We start from the raw sequence: 23,573 nt of genomic DNA on the forward strand, positions 1-23,573 counted from the left end.
CTCGTGCACCGGAAAGCGTTCGCCCTGTTGGCCGCTGTTGTCGCGCTTCTGGCCGTGGCGGGGTGTGGGTCGTCGTCGGGCCCTCTTCTCGACCAGGTGAAAGAGCGCGGCGTCCTCGTCGTCGGCACCGAGGGGACCTACAGTCCGTTCAGCTATCAGGGCTCCGACGGGCAGCTGACCGGTTACGACATCGACGTCGTCGATGCTGTCGCCGAGGAACTGGGTGTGCGCGTCGAATATGTGCAGACGCCGTTCGATTCGATCTTCGCCGGCCTCGAATCGCAACGCTTCGACCTGATCGCGAACCAGGTCACGATCAACCCGGAACGCCAGGGCGCCTACGACCTGTCCAAGCCGTACACGGTGTCCGAGGGTGAAATTCTCACCGCGGCGAACAACACGTCGATCACGTCCGTCGACGACCTTGCCGGAAAGACGACAGCACAATCGTCGACGAGCAACTGGGCGCAGGTCGCCGCCGATGCAGGCGCGAACGTCGAAGCCGTCGAAGGATTCGTGCAAGCCGTCACCCTCGTCAAGGACGGGCGCGTCGACGCCACCGTCAACGACAGCTTGGCCGTCGCCGAATATCTGAAGACGACCGGCGACACCGGAGTGAAGGTGGCCGCCGAGACCGGCGACACCAGCTATCAAGCCTTTGCGGCTCGCAAGGACAGCGGCTTGATGGACGAAATCGACTCTGCCATCGACACGTTGCAGGCCGACGGCACACTCGCACAGATCTCGGAGAAGTACTTCGGATCCGACACCGCGGCGCCCACCGCCGATACACAGGCGCCGACGTCGGACGCATCGTCGTCGGAATCCCAATCAAAGCTGGATCTGATTCTCGACAACCTGTGGCCGATGCTGAAAGCCACTGTCACGATGACCATTCCGTTGACGGCCATCAGCTTCGTCATCGGCCTCGTCATCGCACTCGGCGTCGCGCTGGCGCGGATCTCGTCGAAGAAGGCGTTGTCGTCGGCTGCGCGCTTCTACGTCTCGATCATCCGCGGCACTCCCCTACTACTGCAGCTGTTCATCGTGTTCTACGCGCTGCCCGAACTCGGCGTCGTGATCGATCCGTTCCCTGCTGCCGTCGTCGCGTTCAGTCTCAACGTCGGTGGCTATGCGGCAGAGGTCATTCGAGCCGCGATTCTCAGTGTGCCCAAGGGGCAGTGGGAAGCAGCCGAGACCATCGGCATGGGATATCGGACGTCGTTGCAGCGCATCATTCTTCCGCAGGCGCTGCGCACCGCCGTTCCGCCTCTGTCGAACACGCTCATCTCACTCGTGAAGGACACGTCGCTGGCGTCGACGATTCTGGTGACGGAACTGTTGCGCGTCGCACAGCTCGCGGCCGCACCGACGTTCGACTTCTTCGCGTTGTACAGCGTCGCGGCGATCTACTACTGGGTGATCTGCATGATTCTCTCGTTCTTCCAAGGCAAACTCGAAGTCCGACTCGACAGGTACGTGGCGAAATGACAGATTTGTTGGAGGTCCGTTCCCTGAAGAAGTCGTTCGGGACACTCGACGTTCTGAAGGACGTCTCGTTCTCCGTGCCACCGGGAACCGTCACCGTCATCATCGGGCCGTCGGGGTCCGGAAAGACAACTGTGCTGCGGGCGCTGAACGCGCTCGATCCCGCCGACTCTGGCACGATCCGTATCGGGGATGTGTCCGTCGACTTCTCGGGCTCGACGACTCAGTTGCGGGCCTTTCGCGCCCAGAGCGGCATGGTATTTCAGCAGCACAATCTCTTTCCGCACAAGACCGTGCTCGAGAACGTCATCGAGGGTCCGGTGATCGTCCAGAAGCGGCCGAAAGACGAGGCCGTTGCCGATGCTCGCACACTGCTGGAGCAAGTCGGTCTTGCCGACAAGGCCGACCAGTACCCGTTCCAACTGTCCGGCGGTCAGCAGCAACGCGTCGGGATCGCGCGCGCATTGGCGCTCCGGCCGAAGCTGATGCTGTTCGACGAGCCCACGTCAGCACTGGACCCCGAACTGGTCGGCGAAGTCCTGTCGGTGATCAAGAGCCTTGCGGCGCAGGGGTGGACGATGGTCGTCGTGACACACGAGATCCGCTTCGCCGAACAGGTCGCCGACGAGGTTCTGTTCATCGAGGGTGGCGTCGTCGTCGAGCGGGGTGCGCCGGCGGATGTGTTGAAGAATCCATCCGAGGTCAGGACTCGCCAGTTCTTGCAGCGGATATTGGCCTGACGGCATGTGCACGAAAATACATAGCGGGCTATGTATTTTCGTGCACATGGGGTTACAAGTGCGGGAGAACCTTGTCGACCGTGATCGGGAAATCCCGGACCCGCACGCCCGTCGCGTGGTAGACCGCATTACCGATCGCCGCGGGTGAGCCGACGATCCCGATTTCACCGATCCCCTTGCCGCCCATGGGATTCAACTCGTCGTCGTTCTCCTCGACCCACACTGCTTCGATGTCGGGGGTGTCCGCGCACACCGGCACGTGATACTCGGCGAGATCGTGGTTGGTGAAGCCGCCGAACTCCCGGTCGGTGTTACCCGTCTCCATCAGCGCCATACCGAGCCCGAACGTCATTCCGCCGATCAGCTGCGACCGCGCCAGCCTCGGATTCATCACGCGCCCGATCCCGAACACACCGAGCATGCGTCGCACCCGAACCTCGCCCGTGTCGATGTCGACCTCGACCTCGGCGAACTGCGCACCGAACGCCATGCGCGCCAAGTCTTTCTGCTCGTCCAAGTCGTCGGAGGTCTCGACGGTCACCTCGGCCGGGCCGCTGGCGTCGTCGATGCTTCCGACTCGGTCGACGAGCGCGCGACACGCCTTCGTCACTGCCCAGCCCCACGACGACGTACCCGACGAACCGCCCGCGCCGGGCGCCTTGGGCAGCGCGCTGTCGCCGAGCTTCAGTTCGACGCGATCCGCGGACACCGCAAGTGCGTCGGCGGCGATCTGGCGCAGCACCGTTCGCGCACCGGTACCGATGTCCGACGCGGCGACGGACACCGTGATCGAACCATCCTCGCTCAATGATGCCGACGCCGACGACGGGCTGATCAGCACCGGGTAGCTTGCCGTCGCGACGCCTGTCCCGATGAGCTTGCGACCCTCACGTCGATGTCCTGGATGCGGGTCACGCTCGGACCAGCCGAAGCGCTCGGCTCCCTCGCGCAGACATTCGACCACACTTCGGCTTGAAAAACGTTGATCGCTTGCGGGATCCACGTCCGGCTCGTTCAGTATCCGCAGTTCGATCGGATCGATGCCGACCGCGTACGACAGCTCGTCGATCGCCGTCTCCTGCGCAATCATGCCGGGTGCTTCGCCCGGGGCCCGCATCCACCGCGGCGTCGGCACATCGAGAACGGCCAGGCGATGCGTCGTACGGCGGTTGGGTGAGGCGTATATGTGCCGTGTCGACTCGGAGGTCTGCTCGCAGAACTCGAACACATGTGACGTCTGCTGAAACGAATCATGCACGAGTGCAGACAGTCTGCCGTTCGAGTCCGCACCGATTCGGAAGTGATTGATGGTCGGCGTCCGGTACCCGACGAGGTCGAACATCGACTGCCTTGGCAATGCCAGCTTGATCGTCCGCCCTGTTGCACGGGCTGCCATCGCCGCGAGAACAGCGTTGGGTCGGGTACTCCCCTTGGAACCGAAACCGCCGCCGACATTTTCGGAGATTACACGGACCTTCTCCGGATCGACATCGAACAACGTCGCCAGATCGTCCTGGACGCCGGACGGCGCTTGCGTCGAATCCCACACGGTCAGAACGTCATCCGCCCATCGCGCCGTCGTCGCATGAGGTTCCATCGGATTGTTGTGATTCGCGGCCGTCGAATACCACCGATCGATCACGTGTTTCGCCGACGCGAGTGCCGCGTCCGGGTCCCCGATGGTCACGTCCGTCGGGAATCCGGCGTTGACCGATTCCGGTGCGAACAGCGACGAATGGTCCGCCGTCAGGCCGTTGTCGGGGGTCTGTTCGTCGGCGTACGTCACCTGGACGCGATCGGCGGCGTCCCGTGCAGCCTCGTACGTCTCCGCCACGACCGCTGCGACGATCTGTCCGCGGTACGACACCCGATCCGATTGCAGCACAGCAAGTTCACCGTCTTCGATGTCGCCGAGCTTCTCGGCATTACCGTGCCAGAGGAGTTCGACGTCGCCGTCGGCCATGACGTCGACAACCCTGCCTTTCGCGATGGCGGCGGGAACGATGGCGCAGTACGCGGTTGCCGCATCCTTCGGTTGGTCGACCGCGTACCGCGCGGCGCCGGTGACCTTCGCGATGCTTTCGGTACGGACGATGGGCTGGCCGATGGCTGCGGTACTCATTCGGAGGACTCCCGTCGGGTCAATTCGGTGAGGGCCTCGGTCACGAGACCACGCACCAGCGGGATCTTGAACGTATTGTCGCGCAGCGGTTTCGCTGCCTTCAATTCCAGGTCGATCGCTTCACGGAACACCTCCGGTTTTGCTGCCCTCCCCAGCAGATCACCTTCGGCGGTGTACGCACGCCACGGCTTGTGCGCGACCCCGCCCAGTGCGATCCGCGCCTCGGTCACCTGGCCGTCCTCGACGCGCAATACGGCCGCAACCGAGGCGAGCGCGAATGCGTACGACGCCCGATCCCGCACCTTGCGGTACAGCGACACCGTGCCCGCGGGGAGTTCGGGAATCTCGAGACCGGTCACGATCTCGTCGTGCTCGATGGTCGTGTCCGTCTGTGGAGCGTCACCCGGGAGTCGATACAGCTCGGCGATCGGCACCCGGCGCGTCCCGTGCGGACCCGCGACATCGACGACGGTATCGAGAGCCGTCAGCGCGACAGCCATGTCCGAGGGATGCGTCGCAACGCAGTGTTCCGACGCGCCGAGAATGGCGAGATTGCGATGTTCCCCCTCGATCGCGGGACATCCCGAACCGGGCTCACGCTTGTTGCACGGCTTGCTCGAGTCCATGAAATAGACGCACCGAGTGCGCTGGAACAAGTTGCCACCGGTGGTGGCCATGTTCCGCAGCTGCCCCGAGGCACCGGACAGAATCGCCCGCGACAGAACCGGGTACCGACTGCGCACGACGGGATGCACCGCTAGATCGCTGTTCGTCACCGCCGCGCCGACGCGCAGGCCACCGTCGGCCGCGATCGTGATCTCGCCGAGCGGAAGACGGGTGACGTCGATCAGCGAAGTCGGTTGCGCCGAACCGAGTTTCATCAAGTCGACGAGGTTGGTCCCGCCGCCGAGAAGCGAGGCACTCGGATCGGCGACGAGGCGGGCAATGGCGTCGTCGACATCGGTTGCGACGTCGTAGTCGAAGGTCTTCACCGACCCGCCTCCTGCACGGCTGGAATGATGTTGGCGTACGCGCCGCAGCGGCAGAGATTTCCGCTCATGCGCTCGCGGACTTCCTCGCGGGTGAGTTTCGGCGGAGCGTCCTCGGTGACCGCGCTCGGCCACCCCTGTTTCGCTTCTTCGAGTACGCCGACGGCGGAACAGATCTGCCCCGACGTGCAGAATCCGCACTGGAAGGCGTCGTTGTCGATGAATGCCTGCTGCACCGGGTGAAGGGTGTCGCCGTCGGCCAGACCTTCGACGGTGGTGATGTCGCGCCCTTGGTAGCCGATCGCGAACGCCAGACAGCTGTTGATGCGTCGGCCGTCGACCAGCACCGTGCACGCTCCGCACTGGCCGTGGTCGCAGCCCTTCTTGGCGCCGGTGAGGTCGAGGTGTTCGCGGAGTGCGTCGAGCAGAGTGGTCCGCACGTCGCAGTCGATGGTCTGTTCGGTGCCGTTCACACGGAGGGTGACTCTGCTCATGTCGGGGCGATTACCCCTCCTCTTGATCGCCAAACTCTAAGTGCGACAGGGTAGGTGAGGCAAACCTACCAACCCATGTGCATAGAAATACGTAGTGGGCTATGTATTTCTATGCACATGGGTTTCAGGAGAAGGCCACGACCTCTTCCCCCCACGCCCGGCGGAGCTCGAAGTCCGGGTCGTCGACCTCTCGGTCCTCCTTGTCGATGAGCAGCGTGGTCCGCGACGTCTCGTCGTACGACGTCCACGGCTGCCTGCCGTGCGCGAAGTCGATCCACCGCTGCTGCATGCGCCGCGCGACGATCTTCGCAGCCTTCCGACCACCGAGTTTGTACGTCGGATCCTTCGGGATCACGCCGAAGTTACCGAACACGTACGGCACTTCCGTCCCGTGCGTCGCGCCGATACCGGTCAGTCTGAACAGCGGAGACGCATGATCGAAGCGGTACACGTACGTCGGCGCGAGTCGGCTGTGCGCTTCGGCGATCCACAGCGTCGGCATGCGGAACGCCGCATCCCGGGAAATCTCCATCGCTGTCTTCCTGGACGGATAGTGCGGGTATGCGAGCGCGATCTCCGCTTCCTCATCCTCCGGCAGTTGCGGGTGATCAGCGGCGATTGCCTGGAACATCTCGTGAATCTTGTCCGGTGTGATCGGCATCAGTGGCGACTTCATCAGCTTGAACAGCGACGCTTCGTCACGGTTGGTCCCGATAAGCAGAGGCACCTGCGACTGCCTCCCCTTCTGGAACGATGCCACCGGGTAATGGGGTACGACGTCGCCGTCCACCGTCGGTGCCACCGCGAGTGTTCCGGGCACCTTCGACGGGATGTCCTGGACCAACTCGGCGCCGACACGAACGAACTCGTCGACGGACAGCTCGCGCAACCGGTCCGGCTTCACATCTGCCAGTTCGAGAAAACGCTCCGCGATCGACGACGCCCTCGCCGCCCCGTAGACCGATGTCGCCGGCGAGCTCTCGGCGATGGCACGGTGAAACAGCCCCGCGGCTGCAGGCGAGGTCAGCAGTGTCGTCACGGCGCCACCACCCGCGGATTCACCGAACAGAGTGACGTTCGACGGGTCCCCACCGAATGCGTCGATGTTGTCGCGCACCCACTCGAGTGCGGCGATCTGGTCCCGTAGACCGAGATTGGAATCGAAATCCCCGAACGACGAGAAGTCCAGGAAACCGAGTGCACCGAGCCGATAATTGATCGTCACGAGTACGACGCGACCCTGTCGGACCAGATTGTGGCCGTCGAACATGCGTTGCGCCGACGACCCGATGAAGTACGCGCCGCCATGGATCCACACCATCACCGGCAGATCATCCGCGTTGTCCGGCGCCCAGACATTCAGCGTCAGACAGTCCTCGCCGAGGGTCAGACCGGGATCGATCGGCATCGGACCCTGCGCGCTCTGCGGTGCGATGTGCCCGAACTCGGTCGCTGAGCGCACTCCCGTCCACGACTCGGGCTTCGTCGGGGCTCGTAACCGCAGCGCCCCGATGGGCGGCGCCGCATACGGGATGCCCTTCCAGACGGCGATACCGTCGTCGACGATGCCTTCGACCTGGCCGTACCGAGTCCTCGCGATCACCGTGCAATCATGCCTCGCCATGTGTCCGAGGGCTCCACAGTTCCGAGAAACGCCACAGCTCGCCCCTCCAAGCGTGGGACGTGACGATTGTCGCGCTAGCTCCCGATCCGATCAGGCCCAGCAGTCGGACGACCAGCGGCGGCATCGCGCAGCCAAGAGGGAACTTCGCGACCGGCGCGTTGACGCATGTCGATCGCAGCGCGTGCGGCTGCCGCTGCTTCGCGCAGCCAGTCTTGCCGCTGAGAGGTGTCGTTTTCAGTTGCAGTCATTGCGCCCCTCCTCGGAATTCTTGGATTCAGTCTCCTCCGCTGCAGCGATCCGCGCCAGCCGTCTTTCGGCTGCGAACTCCGCCGCCTCCGTCAAAACCTCCTGCTCGGTCGGGGTGATGAGCTTGGACCGGGTCAGGGTGCTGTACAGACGCCAGCCGAGTTCGACTTCATTCGTGTTGTCCCTGACAGTCCGGTCGAGACACCAGGTAATGCGCTGCCACGCTTGTGCGCGTGCGTCGGCAACGGTGCGCTGTCTGATGGTGCCGATGACACCGGCGACGCCGAACACACCGATGATCAGGGTGATCCAGGTTTGTGCGGGCAAATGACGGCCTTCCTGCCGGTCCGGGCGGGGGATTGCCGGGACAGTAGAGGATCGCACCGACAAGAAACCGTCGCTCCAAGTCCCTTCCAACCGGTCTCCAAGTAGGTGCGGCCACAGTTCCCACCATGACAACAACAGCCCGCAGAGCATCTGCAGCCGCACTGGCCATGGTCGCCGGCGCCGCACTCCTGTCCGCATGTTCCTTCTCCATCGGCACCGGCGGCGACGCCGAGGCGAGTCCCGACGGGGCCGTCGAGTTCAAGGATCTGCAATCCGCGACGATCCAGCTCGAGGCCCTCGGCACCTTCGTATCCCCGCAGGAAGGTGGCTACGAAGCCGCCGGACGCGGTTCCGGTTTCCTGATCTCGTCCGACGGTTACGCCCTCACCAACAACCACGTCGTCACCGGCGCAGGCACATTGAAGGTCTGGCGAGGCGGAGACCAGAGCGACACACTCGGTGCCCGCGTCGTCGGATCGTCGGAATGCCTCGATCTGGCCGTCGTGAAGCTCGAAGGCGACGACTTCCCGTTCGTCGCCTTCCACGAGGGAGCCATCGACACCGCCGACGAAATCTACGCTGCCGGTTACCCGCTCGGCGATCCGACGTTCACGATGACCAAGGGCATCGTCTCCAAGGCGGACACTGCCGGTGACACGCCGTGGGCATCGCTCGATCACGTCATCGAGCACGACGCGAAGATTCGCAGCGGCAATTCCGGTGGCCCCCTCGTCGATCCCGACGGCCGACTCGTCGGTGTCAACTATGCGGGTAACGACAAGTACGACACCAACATGGCCATCCATCGCGACGAAGTGCAGAACGTCGTCGACGACCTCAAGAGCGGACAGAACGTCCTCAGCCTCGGCATCAACGGCGAAGCGCTGACCGACGACGAGGGCACCGGGCTCGGCGTCTGGGTCAACTCGGTTGCGTCGGGATCCTCTGCAGACAAGGCCGGAATCGAAGCCGGCGACCTGCTGACCAGCATGGAAGGCGTCACCCTCGGGACCGACGGCACGATGGCCGATTACTGCAGTGTCCTGCGCACTCACGGCCAGGATGCGACGCTGTCGGTCGAGGTCTACCGCCCGTCGAGCGACTCGTACCTGCGCGGACAGTTCAACGGTGACGCCATCGAGGAGACGACGACCGTGTCCTCACGGGTGTCGACTCCGTCGAACGGAAGCAGCGTGTCACCCACGAGCACAGGCGGATTCACGATGGTCGAGGACAACGACGGTGTCGTCAGCGTCGACGTCCCGGCGGCATGGAACCAGGTGGACGGCAGCAAGTTCGTCGACGACCGCAACAACTACTTCTTCGGCGTCGAAGCCAGCGCGAATCTTGCTCAGTACCAGGGTGGTTGGGGCGCCGTCGGCACATCGGTGATGGCATCGGACACCGCGGTGGCCAACTCGTCGCCCGAGGATTTGCTGAATTGGGCGACGGCGTCACTGCCGCAGTCGGGATGCGTCTCGACCGGACGCGAAGATTACAGCGACGCACTGCACACCGGACGGTTCGAGGTCTGGACCGGCTGCGGAGAGACCGCCGCAACGTACATTCTCGTTGCTGCACAGGCGGATTCGGGTCGATACCTGACACTCGTCGCGGTGCAGGCCAACAGCGACGCCGACCTCGACGCCGCCGACCGAGTGATGAACAGCTTCACCGTCACGCTCTGACCCTCTACCGAGATCGAAGTTACGTCCCGTTTCCCAGCGAATTCGGGACGTAACTTCGATCTCGGCGTAAGGGGGGGGCGGACCCTCGGTGAGCGAGGGCCTCCTTCGGTCACTCAGAGTGACCGAATGTCACATTCGGTCCACGGGGGTGGGTTTTCGGTCCACACAAGGCGAGGAAATCCGAATGGTCTTTATTTATAGAATATTTATCTTATTTCGGAATTGTTTCGCCACGCACTACTCGGTCGCGGGATGAGGGTTTACCCTGAAGTTCGGCGTACCGACGCGCCAGCTCCACACCCCCTCATTTCAAGGAGTTCACCATGTTCGACCTCGCATTCTTGTCCGACTTCTTCGGCGCCTTCTCCGATTTGTTCGGCGCTTTGGACTTCTTCAGCGGATCAGCTGACGCGTAATAACAGACGTGCGGTTTTGAAATGACGGAAGCCTCGGATCGAATTGATCCGAGGCTTCCGTTGTCCCATTCGACAAACGCTCAGTCGCGCGGGCGCCGACCCTTGAACTTGCCGCCACCACGCGGAGGACGCCCACCGGGAGGACCCTGGTCGGGCTGGAGCTGAATCAGCACACCACTGATTCGGGTGCGCCGCAACGCTTCCACGGTTTCGTCCGCGAGATCGGCAGGCAGTTCCACGAGCGAGTGGTCGGGCCGAATACTGATGTGCCCGAAATCGCTTCGGCGTAGGCCACCTTCGTTCGCAATTGCGCCGACGATGGCACCCGGTGCGACGTGATGCCGCTTGCCGACGGCGATGCGGTACGTCGCCATCTCCTGGCCGGTCTTGCGGTGATGCGAGCTGGCCGCATCCTCGTCGAAGCTGCGGGGAGGCCGCGGCTCGCGCTTCTCGCGGGGCGCACGCGGCGGGGCCGGCGGCTCGGGCTTGAGCAGGAACTCCTCGCCGTCGCGGGACTGTACTGCCAGAGCTGCGGCGATGTCGGCGAGCGGAATGTCGTGCTCACGCTCGTAGTCCTCGATCAGCTTGCGGAACAGTCCGAGATTCTCCGAGTTCAAGCTCTCGGTGATCGAATCGCCGAACTTCTGCACGCGCTGCGCATTGACGTCCTCGACGCTCGGCAGCTGCATCTCGGTGATGGGCTGACGCGTCGCACGCTCGATCGCCTTGAGCAGATGACGCTCCCGCGGAGCGACGAACAGCAGAGCCTCGCCCGCGCGGCCGGCGCGGCCGGTACGACCGATGCGGTGAACGTACGACTCGGTGTCGTGCGGAATGTCGTAGTTGATGACGTGCGAGATACGTTCGACGTCGAGGCCACGAGCGGCGACGTCGGTCGCGACGAGCACGTCGATCTGGCCGTTCTTGAGCTGGCCGATGGTGCGCTCACGTTGGGCCTGCACGATGTCACCGTTGATCGCCGCAGCCGAGAACCCGCGGGCCCGCAGCTTGTCGGCGAGCTCTTCGGTGGCCTGTTTGGTCCGGACGAACATGATCATCGCCTCGAACTCTTCGACCTCGAAGATTCGAGTGAGCGCCTCGAGCTTGCGCTGATGCGCGACCTGCACGTACCGCTGCGTGATGTTGGGAGCCGTCGAGGTCTTGGTCTTGACGGTGATCTCGACCGGATCGTGTAGGTACTGCTTGGAGATCTTGCGAATCGCGGGCGGCATGGTCGCCGAGAACAATGCGACCTGCTTGTACTCGGGGGTGTCGGAGAGGATGCGTTCGACGTCGTCTTGGAAGCCCATCTTGAGCATCTCGTCGGCCTCGTCGAGAACGAGGTACTCGAGCTGCGACAGGTCGAGCGTGCCCTTTTCGAGGTGATCGATGACACGACCGGGCGTTCCGACGATGATCTGTGCGCCCTTACGCAACCCCGACAGCTGGATGCCGTAGGCCTGGCCACCGTAGATCGGGAGGATGTGCAGGCCGGGGATGTTGGCCGCGTACTTGCCGAAGGCCTCGGCCACCTGCAGTGCGAGCTCACGCGTCGGAGCCAGCACGAGCGCCTGCGGCACCCGGCGTTCGACGTCGAGGCGCGACAGGATCGGAATGGCGAAGGCGGCGGTCTTGCCCGTGCCGGTCTGCGCGAGTCCGACGACGTCGCTGCCGTTCATCAACGGCGGAATGGTGGCAGCCTGGATCGGCGACGGGGTTTCGTAACCGACGGCGTGGAGCGCCTTCAGAACCCTCTCGTCGATGCCGAGGTCCGCGAACGTCGCCTGTGCGTTGTCGTCGGACGAATCCGGGCTGGTGGAACTGGACTCGTCTTTCGTCACGGCGGCATCCTGGTTCGGCTCTGTTGTGCTCATATACAGCCGAGTTTAGTCCCTGTCACGAACATCCTTGACCGAGTGGCCGGATTCGCCCGCGAACGACCGACCGCAGCTCTAGCGTCGAAGGCGATGATGTTCACCGATCGCACCGAAGCCGGCCGGATTCTGGCGAAGGATCTGGACCGTTTCAGGGACCGGAATCCGTTGATTCTGGCGCTCCCGCGCGGGGGCGTGCCCGTCGCCGCCGAGATCGCTTCCGCGCTCGACGCCGAGCTCGACGTGATCCCTGTCCGCAAGCTCGGGGTTCCCCATCAGCCCGAACTGGCGATGGGCGCGATCGGCGAGAACGACATCGTGATTCTCAATCAGCACGTCATCGATCGGATGCAGATCTCGGCCGACGACATCGACCTCGTTCGACGGCAGGAAGAGATCGAGCTCGTGCGTCGCGCACATCGGTGGCGGCGGCATGGGCCACGCTCACGCGTCGGCAGGCTCGCGATCGTCGTCGACGACGGGATGGCGACGGGCGCGACCGCGGAAGCCGCATGCCGCGTCGCTGCCGCCGAGGGCGCGGCCGGGATCGTGCTCGCGGTCCCGGTCGCATCCCCCGATGCCGTGGCCCGAGTCCGGCCGCTCGTGGACGAGGTCCTGTGCCGCGTCGATTCGACTCTCAGTGGCGTCGGCGCTGCGTACGGCGATTTTCACCAGCTGACCGACGACGAAGTGACCGCCCTGCTTACGTGATCCAATCGACACTCACAGTCGAAAATGCTGCGGATTACCGTTATTGTGCACTGCGAGTCACACATAACTCCGCACGCCAGGTCGAAAATTCGCAAACCGGACAACCATCGGTAGTGCACTACGACCCATAATGTGATGAAATGCACACCAATACGTCAGTTTTTCGGAGGGGATTCAAGTGCGCGAATATTCTGTGCCGGCATCGTTCACCATTCCAGACGATGCCTCGATGGCCGATACCGTGTTCCGATACGAGAAGGAGTCCCCGAACCTCGTTCCGTTCCAGCGCCTGGTCGACGGCGCGTGGAGCGACGTCACCGCGGCGCAGTTCGCGCGTGAGGTGAAGGGCGTCGCCAAGGGTCTCATCGCGTCGGGCATCGAGCTCGGCGACCGCGTCGCAATTCTTTCTGCCACTCGGTACGAGTGGGTCGTTCTGGACTACGCCATCTGGACCGCGGGTGGCTGCACCGTCGCCATCTACGAGACGTCGTCGCCCGACCAAGCTCAGTGGATCCTCGAGGACTCGTCCACCAAGCTCCTCGTCGTCGAATCGCCCGCGCACGCCGAAGCACTGAAGGACGTCACCGAAGGTGCGGCCGAGCTGCGCGAGGTTCTGCAGATCGACGCGGGCGCTCTCGACGAACTGACCACCCGTGGCGCCGACGTCAGCGACGACGACCTGCATGCTCGCCGTGGCCAGGTCACCGCGACGTCGCCCGCGACCTTGATCTACACGTCGGGAACCACCGGTCGCCCCAAGGGTGTCCAGCTGACGCACTCCAACTTCTACGCCGAGACCAAGGCCGTTCAGCTCGCACTCGGCGACGCCATGAAGGAGGGCAGGCGGACGCTGATGTTCCTGCCGATGGCCCACGTGTTCGCGCGTGCCATCTCGTTCGGCGCCTTCGAGTCGAAGACCACCGTCGGCCACACGTCCGACGTGACGACGCTGCTCGATCAGTTCGCCCTCTTCAAGCCGAACTTCATCCTGTCGGTACCGCGTGTGTTCGAGAAGGTCTACAACTCGGCGAAGCAGAAGGCGCACGACGGTGGCAAGGGCAAGATCTTCGACAAGGCTGCGGCTACCGCGATCGAGTGGAGCGAGGCGCAGGACAAGGGCGGCGCAGGTCTGCTGCTGAACCTCAAGCACACGGTGTTCGACAAGCTCGTCTACTCCAAGCTCCGCGCGGCGCTCGGCGGCGAATGCGACCGTGCCGTGTCCGGTGGCGCTGCGCTCGGCGCGCGTCTCGGCCACTTCTTCCGCGGCGTCGGCATCCCGGTCTACGAGGGCTACGGCCTGACGGAGACCAGCGCGGCCGTCACGGTGAACACCACCAAGGACCAGCGAGTCGGCAGTGTCGGCAAGCCCATCAACGGTCACGCCGCGAAGATCGCCGAAGACGGCGAGCTGCTGGTCAAGGGACCGGTCGTCTTCGGCGGCTACTGGCACAACGACAAGGCCACCGCCGAATCGATCGTCGACGGTTGGTTCCACACCGGTGACCTCGGATCGATCGACCAGGACGGGTTCGTCTCCATCACGGGCCGCAAGAAGGAAATCATCGTCACCGCGGGTGGCAAGAACGTCGCACCCGCTGTTCTCGAAGATGCACTGCGTGCGCACGCGCTCATCAGCCAGTGCCTCGTCGTCGGCGATGCGAAGCCGTTCATCGGCGCGCTGATCACCCTCGATCCCGAGGCGCTGCCCGGCTGGAAGGAACGCAACGGCATCACCGACGGCATCGCGTTCGCGGAACTGTCCACACACGCCGACCTCGTCGCCGAGATCGATCAGGCCGTTGCCGACGCGAACAAGAAGGTCTCCAAGGCCGAGCAGATCAAGAAGTACAAGATCCTGGAGCTCGACTTCACCGTCGAGACCGGCGAGCTCACGCCGACGATGAAGCTCAAGCGCAACATCATCCACTCCGAGCGTGGGGCCGAGATCGAGTCGATCTACAGCTGATATTCGTCGAGATCGAAGTTGTGCACAGTATTCAGCCGATTTTCGTGCACAACTTCGATCTCGCGAGTGCTATACGTAGCTGAGCAGGAAATCCGCAGCCTCGAGCGACACCGTGCGATGCACCTTCTCGTGCAGTAGATCGTGGCCTGCGTTCTCGAACTCTCGCAGACGCGCGCCGGGAACCGACGGAATCCACGCACGGACCGCGTCGATGGGTGCCATTCGGTCGTCGACTCCATGCATCGCCAGCAGCGGCACCGTCGAGGTGTTGAGGTCGGACGCCTTTCCCGTCGTCGACGTCGGCGTTCCGCACAGCACGGCCGAGACGAAATGATCCGGATCCTTGTGCAGCGCCGCGATCGCCGTCGCGGCACCGAGCGAGTGACCCATCAGTGCCATCGGAACACCCGTCCTCTCGGACCTGGCGATCTCGGCAAGTTGCAGAGCGTTGTCGGCGAGACCACCGATCTGCGACGCGTCGGACAGCTCGCCCTCGGTCAGCCCGTGGCCGACATGATCGACGGCCCACACATCGATGTTCTCTGCGTTCAGCACCCGAGCGAAGCGATGGTAGTTCCCGCTGTTCTGGCCGAGACCGTGGAGAAACACCAGAACTAGACGGGGATGTGCCGTCGTCCATGATCGATAGTGGACAGCACCGGTGACTCCTTCGAAAAACGGCATTGGGCTATTTTGCCTGGTTCGGTTTCGTGTCGTTGCATTCCCCTACAGTTATGCGCGTGTTCCTCCTCGACGACCAGGTTGTCTACAGCGCGAGCGACCTCTCGGCGGCGGCCGTCTGCGAGTACGCCATGCTGCGCACGCTCGACGCACATCTGGGCCGCGTCGAGGCCGTGCGCACCGAGGCCGATCCGATGTTGGAGCGCACGTCGTCGCTCGGATTCGACCACGAACGTCGACAGTTGGAGGCGTTCCAGAAGACGTTCGGCGCCGGAGTGTCGATCATGCCGCGGCCCGAGCGCACCCGCCTCGCCTACGCAGACGCGAACGCAGCCACCATCGAGACAGCGCTGTGGGGATACGACGTCCTGTATCAGGCAACGTTCTTCGACGGCCGGTTCCTCGGTTTCTGCGACTTCCTCGTCAAGGAGGATCACGGCTACTCGGTGTACGACACCAAGTTGTCCCGGTACGCCCGCGTCCCGGCGTTGCTGCAGCTCGCCGCATATGCAGACGCGCTGGAGAGAAACGGCATCGAGGTCGCGGACTCGCTGCATCTGATGCTCGGTGACGGCACGACGACCGACCATGCGCGCAAGGATCTGCTGCCCGTCTTCCGTCGTCAGCGAGCGCACCTCGAGGACATACTCGATCAGCACGTCGCCGACGACGCACCTGTCGACTGGGCCGATCCGAGGTATACCGCCTGCGGCCGGTGCGACGCCTGCGAGGAACAAGTGGTCGCGCGTGACGACCTTCTTCTCGTCGCGGGACTCAGCGGCGGCCACCGTGCGCACCTGATCGACGCGGGTATCACCACGACCAGGATGCTCGCAGCGCACGACGGCCCCGTCGACGGCATGTCGTCGCGCATGCTGACGAACCTGCGGTCACAGGCCGCTCTGCAGGCGAAACAAGCCGACAGCGGCGTCGCAGAATACGAGATCCACGACGCCGACGCACTCGGCGTCATCCCCGAGCCGGATCCGGGCGACATCTTCTTCGACTTCGAGGGCGATCCCTTGTGGGCCGAGCCTGGCTCGACCGAATGGGGCCTCGAGTACCTGTTCGGCGTGCTCGAGGTCGACGGGACCTTCCTTCCGTTCTGGGCACACGACCGCGCGCAGGAACGCCAGGCGCTCATGGATTTCCTCGAGTACGTCACTTCGCGACGCAGACAGTTCCCCGGGATGCACGTCTACCACTACGCGGCCTACGAGAAGACCGCCCTTCTGCGGCTCGCCGGACGCTACGGCGTCGGCGAGGACATCGTCGACAATCTGTTGCGGCAGAACGTGCTCGTCGACCTGTACCCCGTGGTGCGGTCGTCGCTGCGGATCGGCGAAAGGTCCTACAGCATCAAGAAACTCGAACCGCTGTACATGCCGGCGAGCCGAGACGGCGACGTCACCAATGCTGCCGCGTCGATCGTCGAGTACGCCAACTGGTGCGACCTACGCGACGAAGGCCGGACCGAGGAGGCAGACGCACTGCTGTCGGCGATCGCCGACTACAACGAATACGACTGTGTCTCCACAATCCGATTGCGAGATTGGTTGCTGGACAGAGCATCCGAAGCAGGTGTCGCACCCCGGCCGATCGCCGAGATCCCGCTCGAGATCGACGACCAGGCGACGCCGCTCGAACAGTCACTCCGCGAGTTCGCAGGCATCGGTGAACGGAACGAGATCCAGCAGGCGGTCGCGCTCTACGGTGGTTCCATCGGCTACCACCGTCGGGAACGAAAGCCGTTCTGGTGGGCGCACTTCGACCGACTGCAGAAGCCCGTCGACGAATGGGCCGAAGCGGCAGACGTGTTCACGATCGAAACCGGTACGGTCGAATCCGAGTGGGCGAAGACGACGCCGCGGCAGAAATTGTTGCGACGACGTCTCCGACTGACCGGACACGGGGGCGCCGACACATCGGTGCGGCTGTTGTACGACGTGCCCGCTCCCGACGGGCTCGAACAACCGAATCCGACCTATCGAGCATGCAGCCGCGGCGACGTGGTGGAATTCGGCGACACGTTCGTGGTGGTCGAGGAGAAGCTCGTCGCGGGTGCCGACGCCTATGCCGACCTCCCGATGGCACTGGCGCCGACGTCGCCGATTCCGACGGCGAGCATGGAAGCAGCCATAGCGCTTGCGGCAGAACATGTTCAGAGCGCGCTTCCGATACTGCCTCACACTGCCGTCGCCGATCTGGTCTCGCGTTCGGCACCCAGAACTCTGTCCGGTGAGCCGCTCCCCCGGGCCACGGACAGCGACTACATCGGTGCGATCCGCGCCGCTCTCCTCGACCTGGACAACTCGTATCTTGCGGTGCAGGGCCCACCCGGGACCGGCAAGACCTATACAGCGGCGGCCGTCATCTCGTCGTTGGTCCTCGACCATCGGTGGCGGATCGGCGTTGTCGCGCAATCACATTCGGTCGTCGACAACTTGCTGCAGGGCATCGCGAAAGCCGGTGTACCGGTGGAGCTGATCGGCAAGAAGAAAGCGCCGGACGGGCTCACCGAGCTGAAAGAGGGCGACTACCCGAGCTTCGTCGCGGACGCCGCCGACGGCTGCGTCGTCGGCGGCACGGCGTGGGATTTCTCGAATGCGAAGCGTGTGGAACCGGGCGCGCTCGATCTGCTCGTCATCGACGAGGCCGGGCAGTATTCACTGGCGAACACCATCGCCGTCGCGCAGTCGTCACGAAACCTGTTGCTGCTCGGCGATCCTCAGCAGCTGCCCCAGGTGAGCCAGGGCACACACCCCGAGCCCGTCGACGAGTCGGCGCTCGGCTGGCTGTCGGCAGGCCACGGCGCGCTACCGGCGGACCGCGGTTACTTCCTCAGCCGAACGTGGCGCATGCATCCCGATCTGTGCGCACCTGTCTCCGCCCTGTCCTACGAGGGAAAACTCTTCTCCAACGAAGCGCACACGCTACAGCGCACCCTCGTCGGCCTTCGTCCAGGTCTGCACACCGTCTACGTCGAGCATCACGCGAACACCACGGACTCCCCTGAGGAGGCCGACGAGATCCGTCGACAGATCGAGAAGCTGCTCGGTGCGCAGTGGACCGATCCCAAGACCCACGACGGCAGCCGCGGACTCGAGCCCACCGACTTCATCGTCGTCGCTCCGTACAACGCCCAGGTGAACCGCATTCGCGAACATCTCGACGACGCCGGACTGGACGACGTTCTCGTCGGTACCGTCGACAAGTTCCAGGGACGTGAGGCGCCCATCGCGATCGTGTCGATGACCGCGTCGAACCTCGGTGAATCACCCCGTGGCGCAGGCTTTCTGCTGTCGAAGAACCGGCTCAACGTCGCGATCTCGCGCGGACAGTGGGCCGCGTTGCTCGTACAGTCGTCGACGTTGACGCAGTATCTCCCGTCGACACCGGACGGCCTCGAAATGCTGGGCGCATTCATGGCGCTCAGCGACGGCTAACCGAAGTTCTTTCCCTCGCCGCGGTAGGTCGGCACGGTGGTGACGCGGCCGTCGGACTCGACGATGTGCAGCGCGTCGAATCGCTCGCAGACCTCACCCGCCTTGGCGTGGCGGAACCAGATCCTGTCACCGATCGAGATGCCGGTACCGGTGACGGGTGTCTGCACCTCCCCCGCACCTTCGTTTCGGAGAAGTTTCAGGCCGCCGCGAACCACGCTGCTGCCGAACGCGATCGGCGACGGCAGCCGCGACGTCGATGCAGGCCCCGACGCGATGTAACCACCACCGAATGCCGTGGCCACCTTCGGAGTCGGGGTTCGGACGACCGACAGCGCAAAATACAGAGCGGGATTCGACTCGAACGCCTTGTAGCGATCGAACAGAGTCGGTGAGAACAGTCCCGAGCCCGCCGTCACCTCCGTCACGACGGGATCAGCACTGCTGACCTCGAGCGAACCGGTGCCCCCGCTGTTGACGAACTCCAGATCGCCGACGGCGTCCTGCACCGCGTCGACGACGGCCTTTCTGCGCGTGCGTAATTCAGCGGCCGACGCACGTTTGACGAGCTCGACGGCGAAGTTCGAGTCCGGCAACCCCGCAATCTGCGCCTCGTAGAACATGAGTCCGACGACGCGGAATCCACGGTCCTTCGCCTCGCGCGCGAATCGGGCGACCTGCGCAGGCTCGCGCAGCGGTGACCGACGCACCCCGAGGTGCAGGGGCCCGAGCCGCAGCGATGCGTCGACGTCGATGCATACGCGCGGCTTGAGTCGGTCCGAGCCTGCGGCTGCGCGGATGATGTCGAGGTGCTTGGTGTCGTCGACCATCAGTGTGATGCGGCCGGACAGCACTCGGTCGCGAGAGATCGCGGCGATCGCGGCGTCGTCGACCGTCGGATATCCCATCAGGACGTCCTGTGCGCCGAGACCGGCAAGCCAGAGCGCCTCGGCCGGTGAGTACGTCATCAGTCCGCGAAAGCCTTCTCGCGCAGTGAAATCCGGGCCGAGGACACGCTCGAGAACGGCGCGGGTGCGGACGGACTTGGATGCGACCCGCACCGGCTTTCCGCCTGCCCGACGGGTCAGCTCGGCGGAATTGGCGTCGAGCGCGATGGCGTCGACGGCAGCGAACGGTGGTTCGAGCGCCTCGGTGGCCGAGGCGATACGGTCGAGTGCGGTCACGCGGGTTACGTCCTTGTCGGTGAGAAGTGTGATGTCACACTTCTACAGCCTTGGACGCGATGATGCCGGACAGGTCGTCGAGAGCTGCGATGACGGCGACGTCGTCGTGGTCGACCAGCCACCGCAGAATGAGCCCGTCGACCGTCGCCATGCCGAACCTCGCAACGGCGTCGATCGGTTCGATCCATCGCGTTCCGGTGTGTTCGGCGCAATGCTCGAAGAACCTCAAGGTTTCGGTGTCGCGGATCCGGTACTGCCCCGTTGCGATCGACGCGGCGAGCTCCGAGCCGAGCGCACGGTGGCGCAGCAGGTAGGTCTTGATCTCGTAGGACAGCAGTTGCCGGTCCGCGGTCTTCTCGACGATCGGCCAGATGGCGGTGAGGCCACTGTGCACGAGTTCACGGAGACCGGGCACGCCCGGCAGGTTGACCGAGTCGGTGAACGCAGCTTGCAGTGCACTGGTCACGTCGACGACGAGACCCTCACCCATCGCGATGACGAGCGACTCCTTGGAATCGAACCAGTAGTAGACCGATCCCTGGCTCACACCGGCTTCTTCGGCCACACCGCGGACCGTGAGTGCTTCGATTCCGACCCGTTCGGCGCGGTCGACGGCGGCGGCGACCAACTGTGCACGCCTTGCGTCCGCCGACAGCCGGGTCTGCATGCCCCTGATAGTAAGCACGGACGGTGCCGGTGGAGAGGTAATTGACCTCCTCGGCGGTGCGCATTCATAGTTGACCGATGAGCGAGGTCGAGTGGAGAAACTGGGCTGGAAATCAGACTGCTCGCCCACAGGAGTCCGTGAGTCCGGGAACCGTCGACGAACTGCGACGCACGGTCTTGCGCGCCGCCGAAACCGGACTGCGCGTCAAGTGTGTCGGGGCAGGTCACTCCTTCACGTCGATCGCGGTGACCGACGGAATCCACGTGAATCTCGATCGGATGACGGGAATCGAATCGGTCGCGCCTCTGCCCGACGGCGGCGCCTCGGTGACCGTGCTCGCCGGAACGCGCCTTCGCGAGTTGAGCCCCCTGCTGTGGGACCTCGGGTTGGCCATGACGAACCTCGGCGACATCGACGAGCAGTCGATCGCAGGGGCGATCTCGACCGGAACGCACGGCACCGGGGCCCGCTTCGGCGGCATCTCGACGCAGGTCACAGCACTGGAACTGGTGACCGCCGACGGCCGCGTCGTCGAGTGCTCACGCGAGACGGACCCGGAACTGTTCGACGCGGCCCGCGTCGGACTCGGGGCTCTGGGGATCATCACGACGGTGACGCTTCGATGCGAACCGGCGTTCGTGCTGCACGCCGTCGAGGCGCCTGCGACTCTGACCGGGACCCTGTCGTCGCTGCAGGACGTCGTCGACCAGGTGGACCACTTCGAGTTCTACTGGTTTCCCCACACGGATCGGGTGCTGACGAAAACCAACGCGCGGCTGTCTGCCGGCAGTCCACTAGCTCCGCTCGGCAAGGTGCGGGCCTATGTCGACGACGAGTTGCTGTCGAATCGCGCGTTCGAGGTCGTCAACCGGGCTGTGACACGTTTTCCTTCGGCCATTCCGCGCGTCAACGCATTCTCTGCACGAGCACTGTCGGCACGAGAGTTCACCGACCGCAGTTATCGCGTGTTCGCGTCGTCGCGCACGGTTCGTTTTCGTGAGATGGAATATGCGGTTCCGGCTGAGTCCATCGCGTACGTGCTGCGAGAGGTGGACCGCTGGCTGCAGACGTCGGGATTCGCGGTCGCCTTTCCCGTCGAAGTGCGCTTCGCCGCCGCCGACGACATCTGGCTCTCGACTGCCCACGGCCGCGACAGCGCCTACATCGCGGTGCATCAGTACCACCGACGGGACCATCGCGAGTACTTCGACGCCGTCGAGAAAATCGCCCGCAGCGTCGGCGGCCGGCCGCACTGGGGGAAGTTGCATTCGCTGGTGGCCTGCGATTTCGCCGAGATGTACCCGCGGTTCGCCGACTTCGTCGCGGTGAGGGACAAGCTGGATCCGGGTCGTGTGTTCGGGAACGAATATGTGGCCGCTACGCTGCATGTGCACGGAAGTACATAGTGGGTTATGTATTTCTATGCACATGGGCCGAAGGCCCTTGCCGGAATTCTCGCCGCTGCAGTGATCCTCGGCGTCGGGGAGCTCGTCGCCGTTCCGTTCGGATCGAGCGCATCCCCGTTCGTCGCCGTCGGATCCGCCGTGGTCGACAACACCCCCGAGGCGGTGCGGGAATGGGCGATCGGGACGTTCGGAACGTCGGACAAGACAGCGCTGTTCGTCGGAATGGCGCTGGTGATCGCGTTGATCTCGGCGTTGGCCGGTCTTCTGCGACCACCGTGGGGTGCCGTGCTGTTCGGCGTCCTCGGTGCGGTAGGAGTTCTCGCTGCAGTCACGCGGTCGACGTCCACGCCGCTGTCGGCCATCCCCACGATCGTCGGGGTTGCCGCTGGGATCGTCGTGCTGAACGCGCTACTGAGAACGAAAGAACCCGTCGCCGACGGCATGTCTCGCCGGAATTTCCTCGGCCTCGCCGTCGCCGCAGGAGTCGTCGCCGTCGCGGCAGGGACCGCGGGCCGACTGATGCTGCAGGCCCGCGACGTCACGGCCAACCGTCTCGGGTTCCGACTCCCGACGCCGACGCCTGCGCCCCCGATTCCGGCGGGTGCTGACCTGCGGATCGACGGGGTAGCGTCGTACATCACGCCGAACGAGGATTTCTACCGCATCGACACGGCCTTGGTCGTGCCACAGGTCGATTCGGAGAGTTGGTCGTTGCGGATTCACGGGATGGTCGACCGTGAGCTGGAGATCACGTTCGCCGACCTCGCGTCCAGGCAGGCCGTCGAACGCACCGTGACGTTGACGTGCGTGTCCAACATCGTCGGCGGCGATCTCGTGGGCAACGCGACGTGGATCGGCTACCCGCTCAAGGACATTCTCGAAGAAGCCGGCATTCAGGACGGCGCCGACATGGTGCTGTCGTCGAGCCACGATGCCTTCACCGCGGGAACGCCTCTCGATGTACTGCTCGACGGCCGGGACGCGTTGCTCGCGGTCGGCATGAACGGCCAGCCGCTGCCGGTGGAGCACGGCTACCCGGCTCGATTGGTCGTGCCGGGACTGTACGGCTACGTGTCGGCGACCAAGTGGGTCACCGACCTCGAGATCACGCGCTTCGACAAGGCCAGCGCGTACTGGACCGATCGCGGCTGGGGTGAACGCGGCCCGATCAAGACGGCCTCGCGCATCGACACCCCTCGTCCAGGTGCCGCCGTCGATGCAGGAACCGTCGTGATCGCAGGCGTCGCGTGGCACCAACACACCGGGATTTCCGGTGTCGACGTGCAGATCGACGACGGCAACTGGGTCGCCGCAACGTTGTCGGAGGAATACTCGAAAGACACGTGGCGCCAATGGATCTACGAGTGGGACGCCGCCCCGGGCGAGCACACCATCCGGGCCAGGGCCACCGACGGCAACGGCGACATCCAGACGTCGATGACCGCCGACACCGTGCCCGACGGGGCAACCGGCTACCCGAAGGCGTTCGTCACCGTCAGATGAACAG

At 64.4% G+C, this 23,573-nt stretch carries 18 protein-coding genes; 8 read left to right on the plus strand and 10 right to left on the minus strand.

The genetic code is table 11. From position 1 onward, the window contains the following. Positions 1-3: 3 nt before the first annotated feature. Together CHB96_RS12015 and CHB96_RS12020 are read left to right on the plus strand one after the other, a co-directional pair. A complete protein-coding gene (locus CHB96_RS12015; protein WP_089246387.1) occupies positions 4-1,491 on the plus strand; it encodes an ABC transporter permease subunit in 1,488 nt (495 codons plus the stop codon). After that, complete coding sequence (locus CHB96_RS12020; RefSeq protein ID WP_089246389.1) at positions 1,488-2,228, plus strand: amino acid ABC transporter ATP-binding protein; 741 nt, start codon at positions 1,488-1,490, stop codon at positions 2,226-2,228. Before CHB96_RS12015 ends, CHB96_RS12020 begins: the two co-directional genes overlap by 4 nt. A 52-nt stretch (positions 2,229-2,280) precedes the next feature. Here CHB96_RS12020 and CHB96_RS12025 read toward each other — a convergent pair whose 3' ends face one another. The 6 genes from CHB96_RS12025 to CHB96_RS12045 form a co-directional block, all read right to left on the minus strand. After that, positions 2,281-4,350, minus strand: coding sequence for a xanthine dehydrogenase family protein molybdopterin-binding subunit (locus CHB96_RS12025; protein ID WP_089246391.1), 2,070 nt, complete (start codon positions 4,348-4,350; stop codon positions 2,281-2,283). Continuing rightward, positions 4,347-5,342 carry an FAD binding domain-containing protein gene (locus CHB96_RS12030; protein ID WP_089246393.1) on the minus strand — a complete coding sequence of 332 codons (996 nt, stop codon included), beginning with the start codon at positions 5,340-5,342 and terminating at the stop codon, positions 4,347-4,349. Before CHB96_RS12030 ends, CHB96_RS12025 begins: the two co-directional genes overlap by 4 nt. Further along, positions 5,339-5,833: a 2Fe-2S iron-sulfur cluster-binding protein gene (locus CHB96_RS12035; RefSeq protein WP_089246395.1), complete on the minus strand. Its 495-nt coding sequence runs from the start codon at positions 5,831-5,833 to the stop codon at positions 5,339-5,341. The genes CHB96_RS12030 and CHB96_RS12035 overlap by 4 nt, the downstream gene beginning before the upstream one ends. A 124-nt stretch (positions 5,834-5,957) precedes the next feature. Beyond that, on the minus strand, positions 5,958-7,457 hold the full coding sequence (locus CHB96_RS12040; RefSeq protein ID WP_176444260.1) for a carboxylesterase/lipase family protein: 1,500 nt from the start codon (positions 7,455-7,457) through the stop codon (positions 5,958-5,960). A gap of 74 nt (positions 7,458-7,531) precedes the next feature. Then, entirely contained in the window at positions 7,532-7,705 is a 174-nt protein-coding gene (locus CHB96_RS29670; protein ID WP_176444261.1) for a hypothetical protein, read from the minus strand. Beyond that, entirely contained in the window at positions 7,692-8,030 is a 339-nt protein-coding gene (locus CHB96_RS12045) for a hypothetical protein (protein WP_089246399.1), read from the minus strand. Before CHB96_RS12045 ends, CHB96_RS29670 begins: the two co-directional genes overlap by 14 nt. Before the next feature lie 125 nt (positions 8,031-8,155). On the opposite strand from CHB96_RS12045, the gene CHB96_RS12050 reads away from it, so the two are divergent. Further along, a complete protein-coding gene (locus tag CHB96_RS12050; RefSeq protein WP_089246401.1) occupies positions 8,156-9,718 on the plus strand; it encodes a S1C family serine protease in 1,563 nt (520 codons plus the stop codon). Positions 9,719-10,214: 496 nt separating this feature from the next. Here the strand turns inward: CHB96_RS12050 and CHB96_RS12055 are convergent, their stop codons facing one another. Next, positions 10,215-12,008, minus strand: coding sequence for a DEAD/DEAH box helicase (locus tag CHB96_RS12055; protein WP_245865519.1), 1,794 nt, complete (start codon positions 12,006-12,008; stop codon positions 10,215-10,217). Positions 12,009-12,101: 93 nt separating this feature from the next. On the opposite strand from CHB96_RS12055, the gene CHB96_RS12060 reads away from it, so the two are divergent. After that, positions 12,102-12,719, plus strand: a complete 618-nt coding sequence (locus CHB96_RS12060) for a phosphoribosyltransferase (protein ID WP_089246754.1) — start codon at positions 12,102-12,104, stop codon at positions 12,717-12,719. Positions 12,720-12,897: 178 nt separating this feature from the next. After that, positions 12,898-14,685, plus strand: coding sequence for an AMP-dependent synthetase/ligase (locus tag CHB96_RS12065; protein WP_176444262.1), 1,788 nt, complete (start codon positions 12,898-12,900; stop codon positions 14,683-14,685). A 69-nt stretch (positions 14,686-14,754) separates the two neighbouring features. On the opposite strand, the gene CHB96_RS12070 is transcribed toward CHB96_RS12065, so the two are convergent. Next, a complete protein-coding gene (locus CHB96_RS12070; protein WP_089246403.1) occupies positions 14,755-15,369 on the minus strand; it encodes an alpha/beta hydrolase in 615 nt (204 codons plus the stop codon). Positions 15,370-15,425: 56 nt separating this feature from the next. On the opposite strand from CHB96_RS12070, the gene CHB96_RS12075 reads away from it, so the two are divergent. After that, a complete protein-coding gene (locus CHB96_RS12075) occupies positions 15,426-18,812 on the plus strand; it encodes a TM0106 family RecB-like putative nuclease (protein ID WP_089246758.1) in 3,387 nt (1,128 codons plus the stop codon). On the opposite strand, the gene CHB96_RS12080 is transcribed toward CHB96_RS12075, so the two are convergent. Next, positions 18,809-19,993, minus strand: a complete 1,185-nt coding sequence (locus CHB96_RS12080) for an amino acid deaminase/aldolase (protein ID WP_245865522.1) — start codon at positions 19,991-19,993, stop codon at positions 18,809-18,811. The two genes, CHB96_RS12075 and CHB96_RS12080, sit on opposite strands and share 4 nt — an antisense overlap. A 34-nt stretch (positions 19,994-20,027) precedes the next feature. Next, positions 20,028-20,660, minus strand: a complete 633-nt coding sequence (locus CHB96_RS12085; RefSeq protein WP_089246407.1) for a TetR/AcrR family transcriptional regulator — start codon at positions 20,658-20,660, stop codon at positions 20,028-20,030. A 77-nt stretch (positions 20,661-20,737) separates the two neighbouring features. Here CHB96_RS12085 and CHB96_RS12090 point away from each other — a divergent pair, with 77 nt between their 5' ends. Beyond that, a complete protein-coding gene (locus CHB96_RS12090) occupies positions 20,738-22,066 on the plus strand; it encodes a D-arabinono-1,4-lactone oxidase (protein WP_089246409.1) in 1,329 nt (442 codons plus the stop codon). Between the two features lie 6 nt (positions 22,067-22,072). After that, positions 22,073-23,569: a molybdopterin-dependent oxidoreductase gene (locus CHB96_RS12095; RefSeq protein WP_089246411.1), complete on the plus strand. Its 1,497-nt coding sequence runs from the start codon at positions 22,073-22,075 to the stop codon at positions 23,567-23,569. Positions 23,570-23,573 lie beyond the last annotated feature (4 nt).

Origin of the sequence: Rhodococcoides kyotonense, from assembly GCF_900188125.1 — a bacterium.
In the GTDB taxonomy this organism is placed as follows: Bacteria; Actinomycetota; Actinomycetes; order Mycobacteriales; family Mycobacteriaceae; genus Rhodococcoides; species Rhodococcoides kyotonense.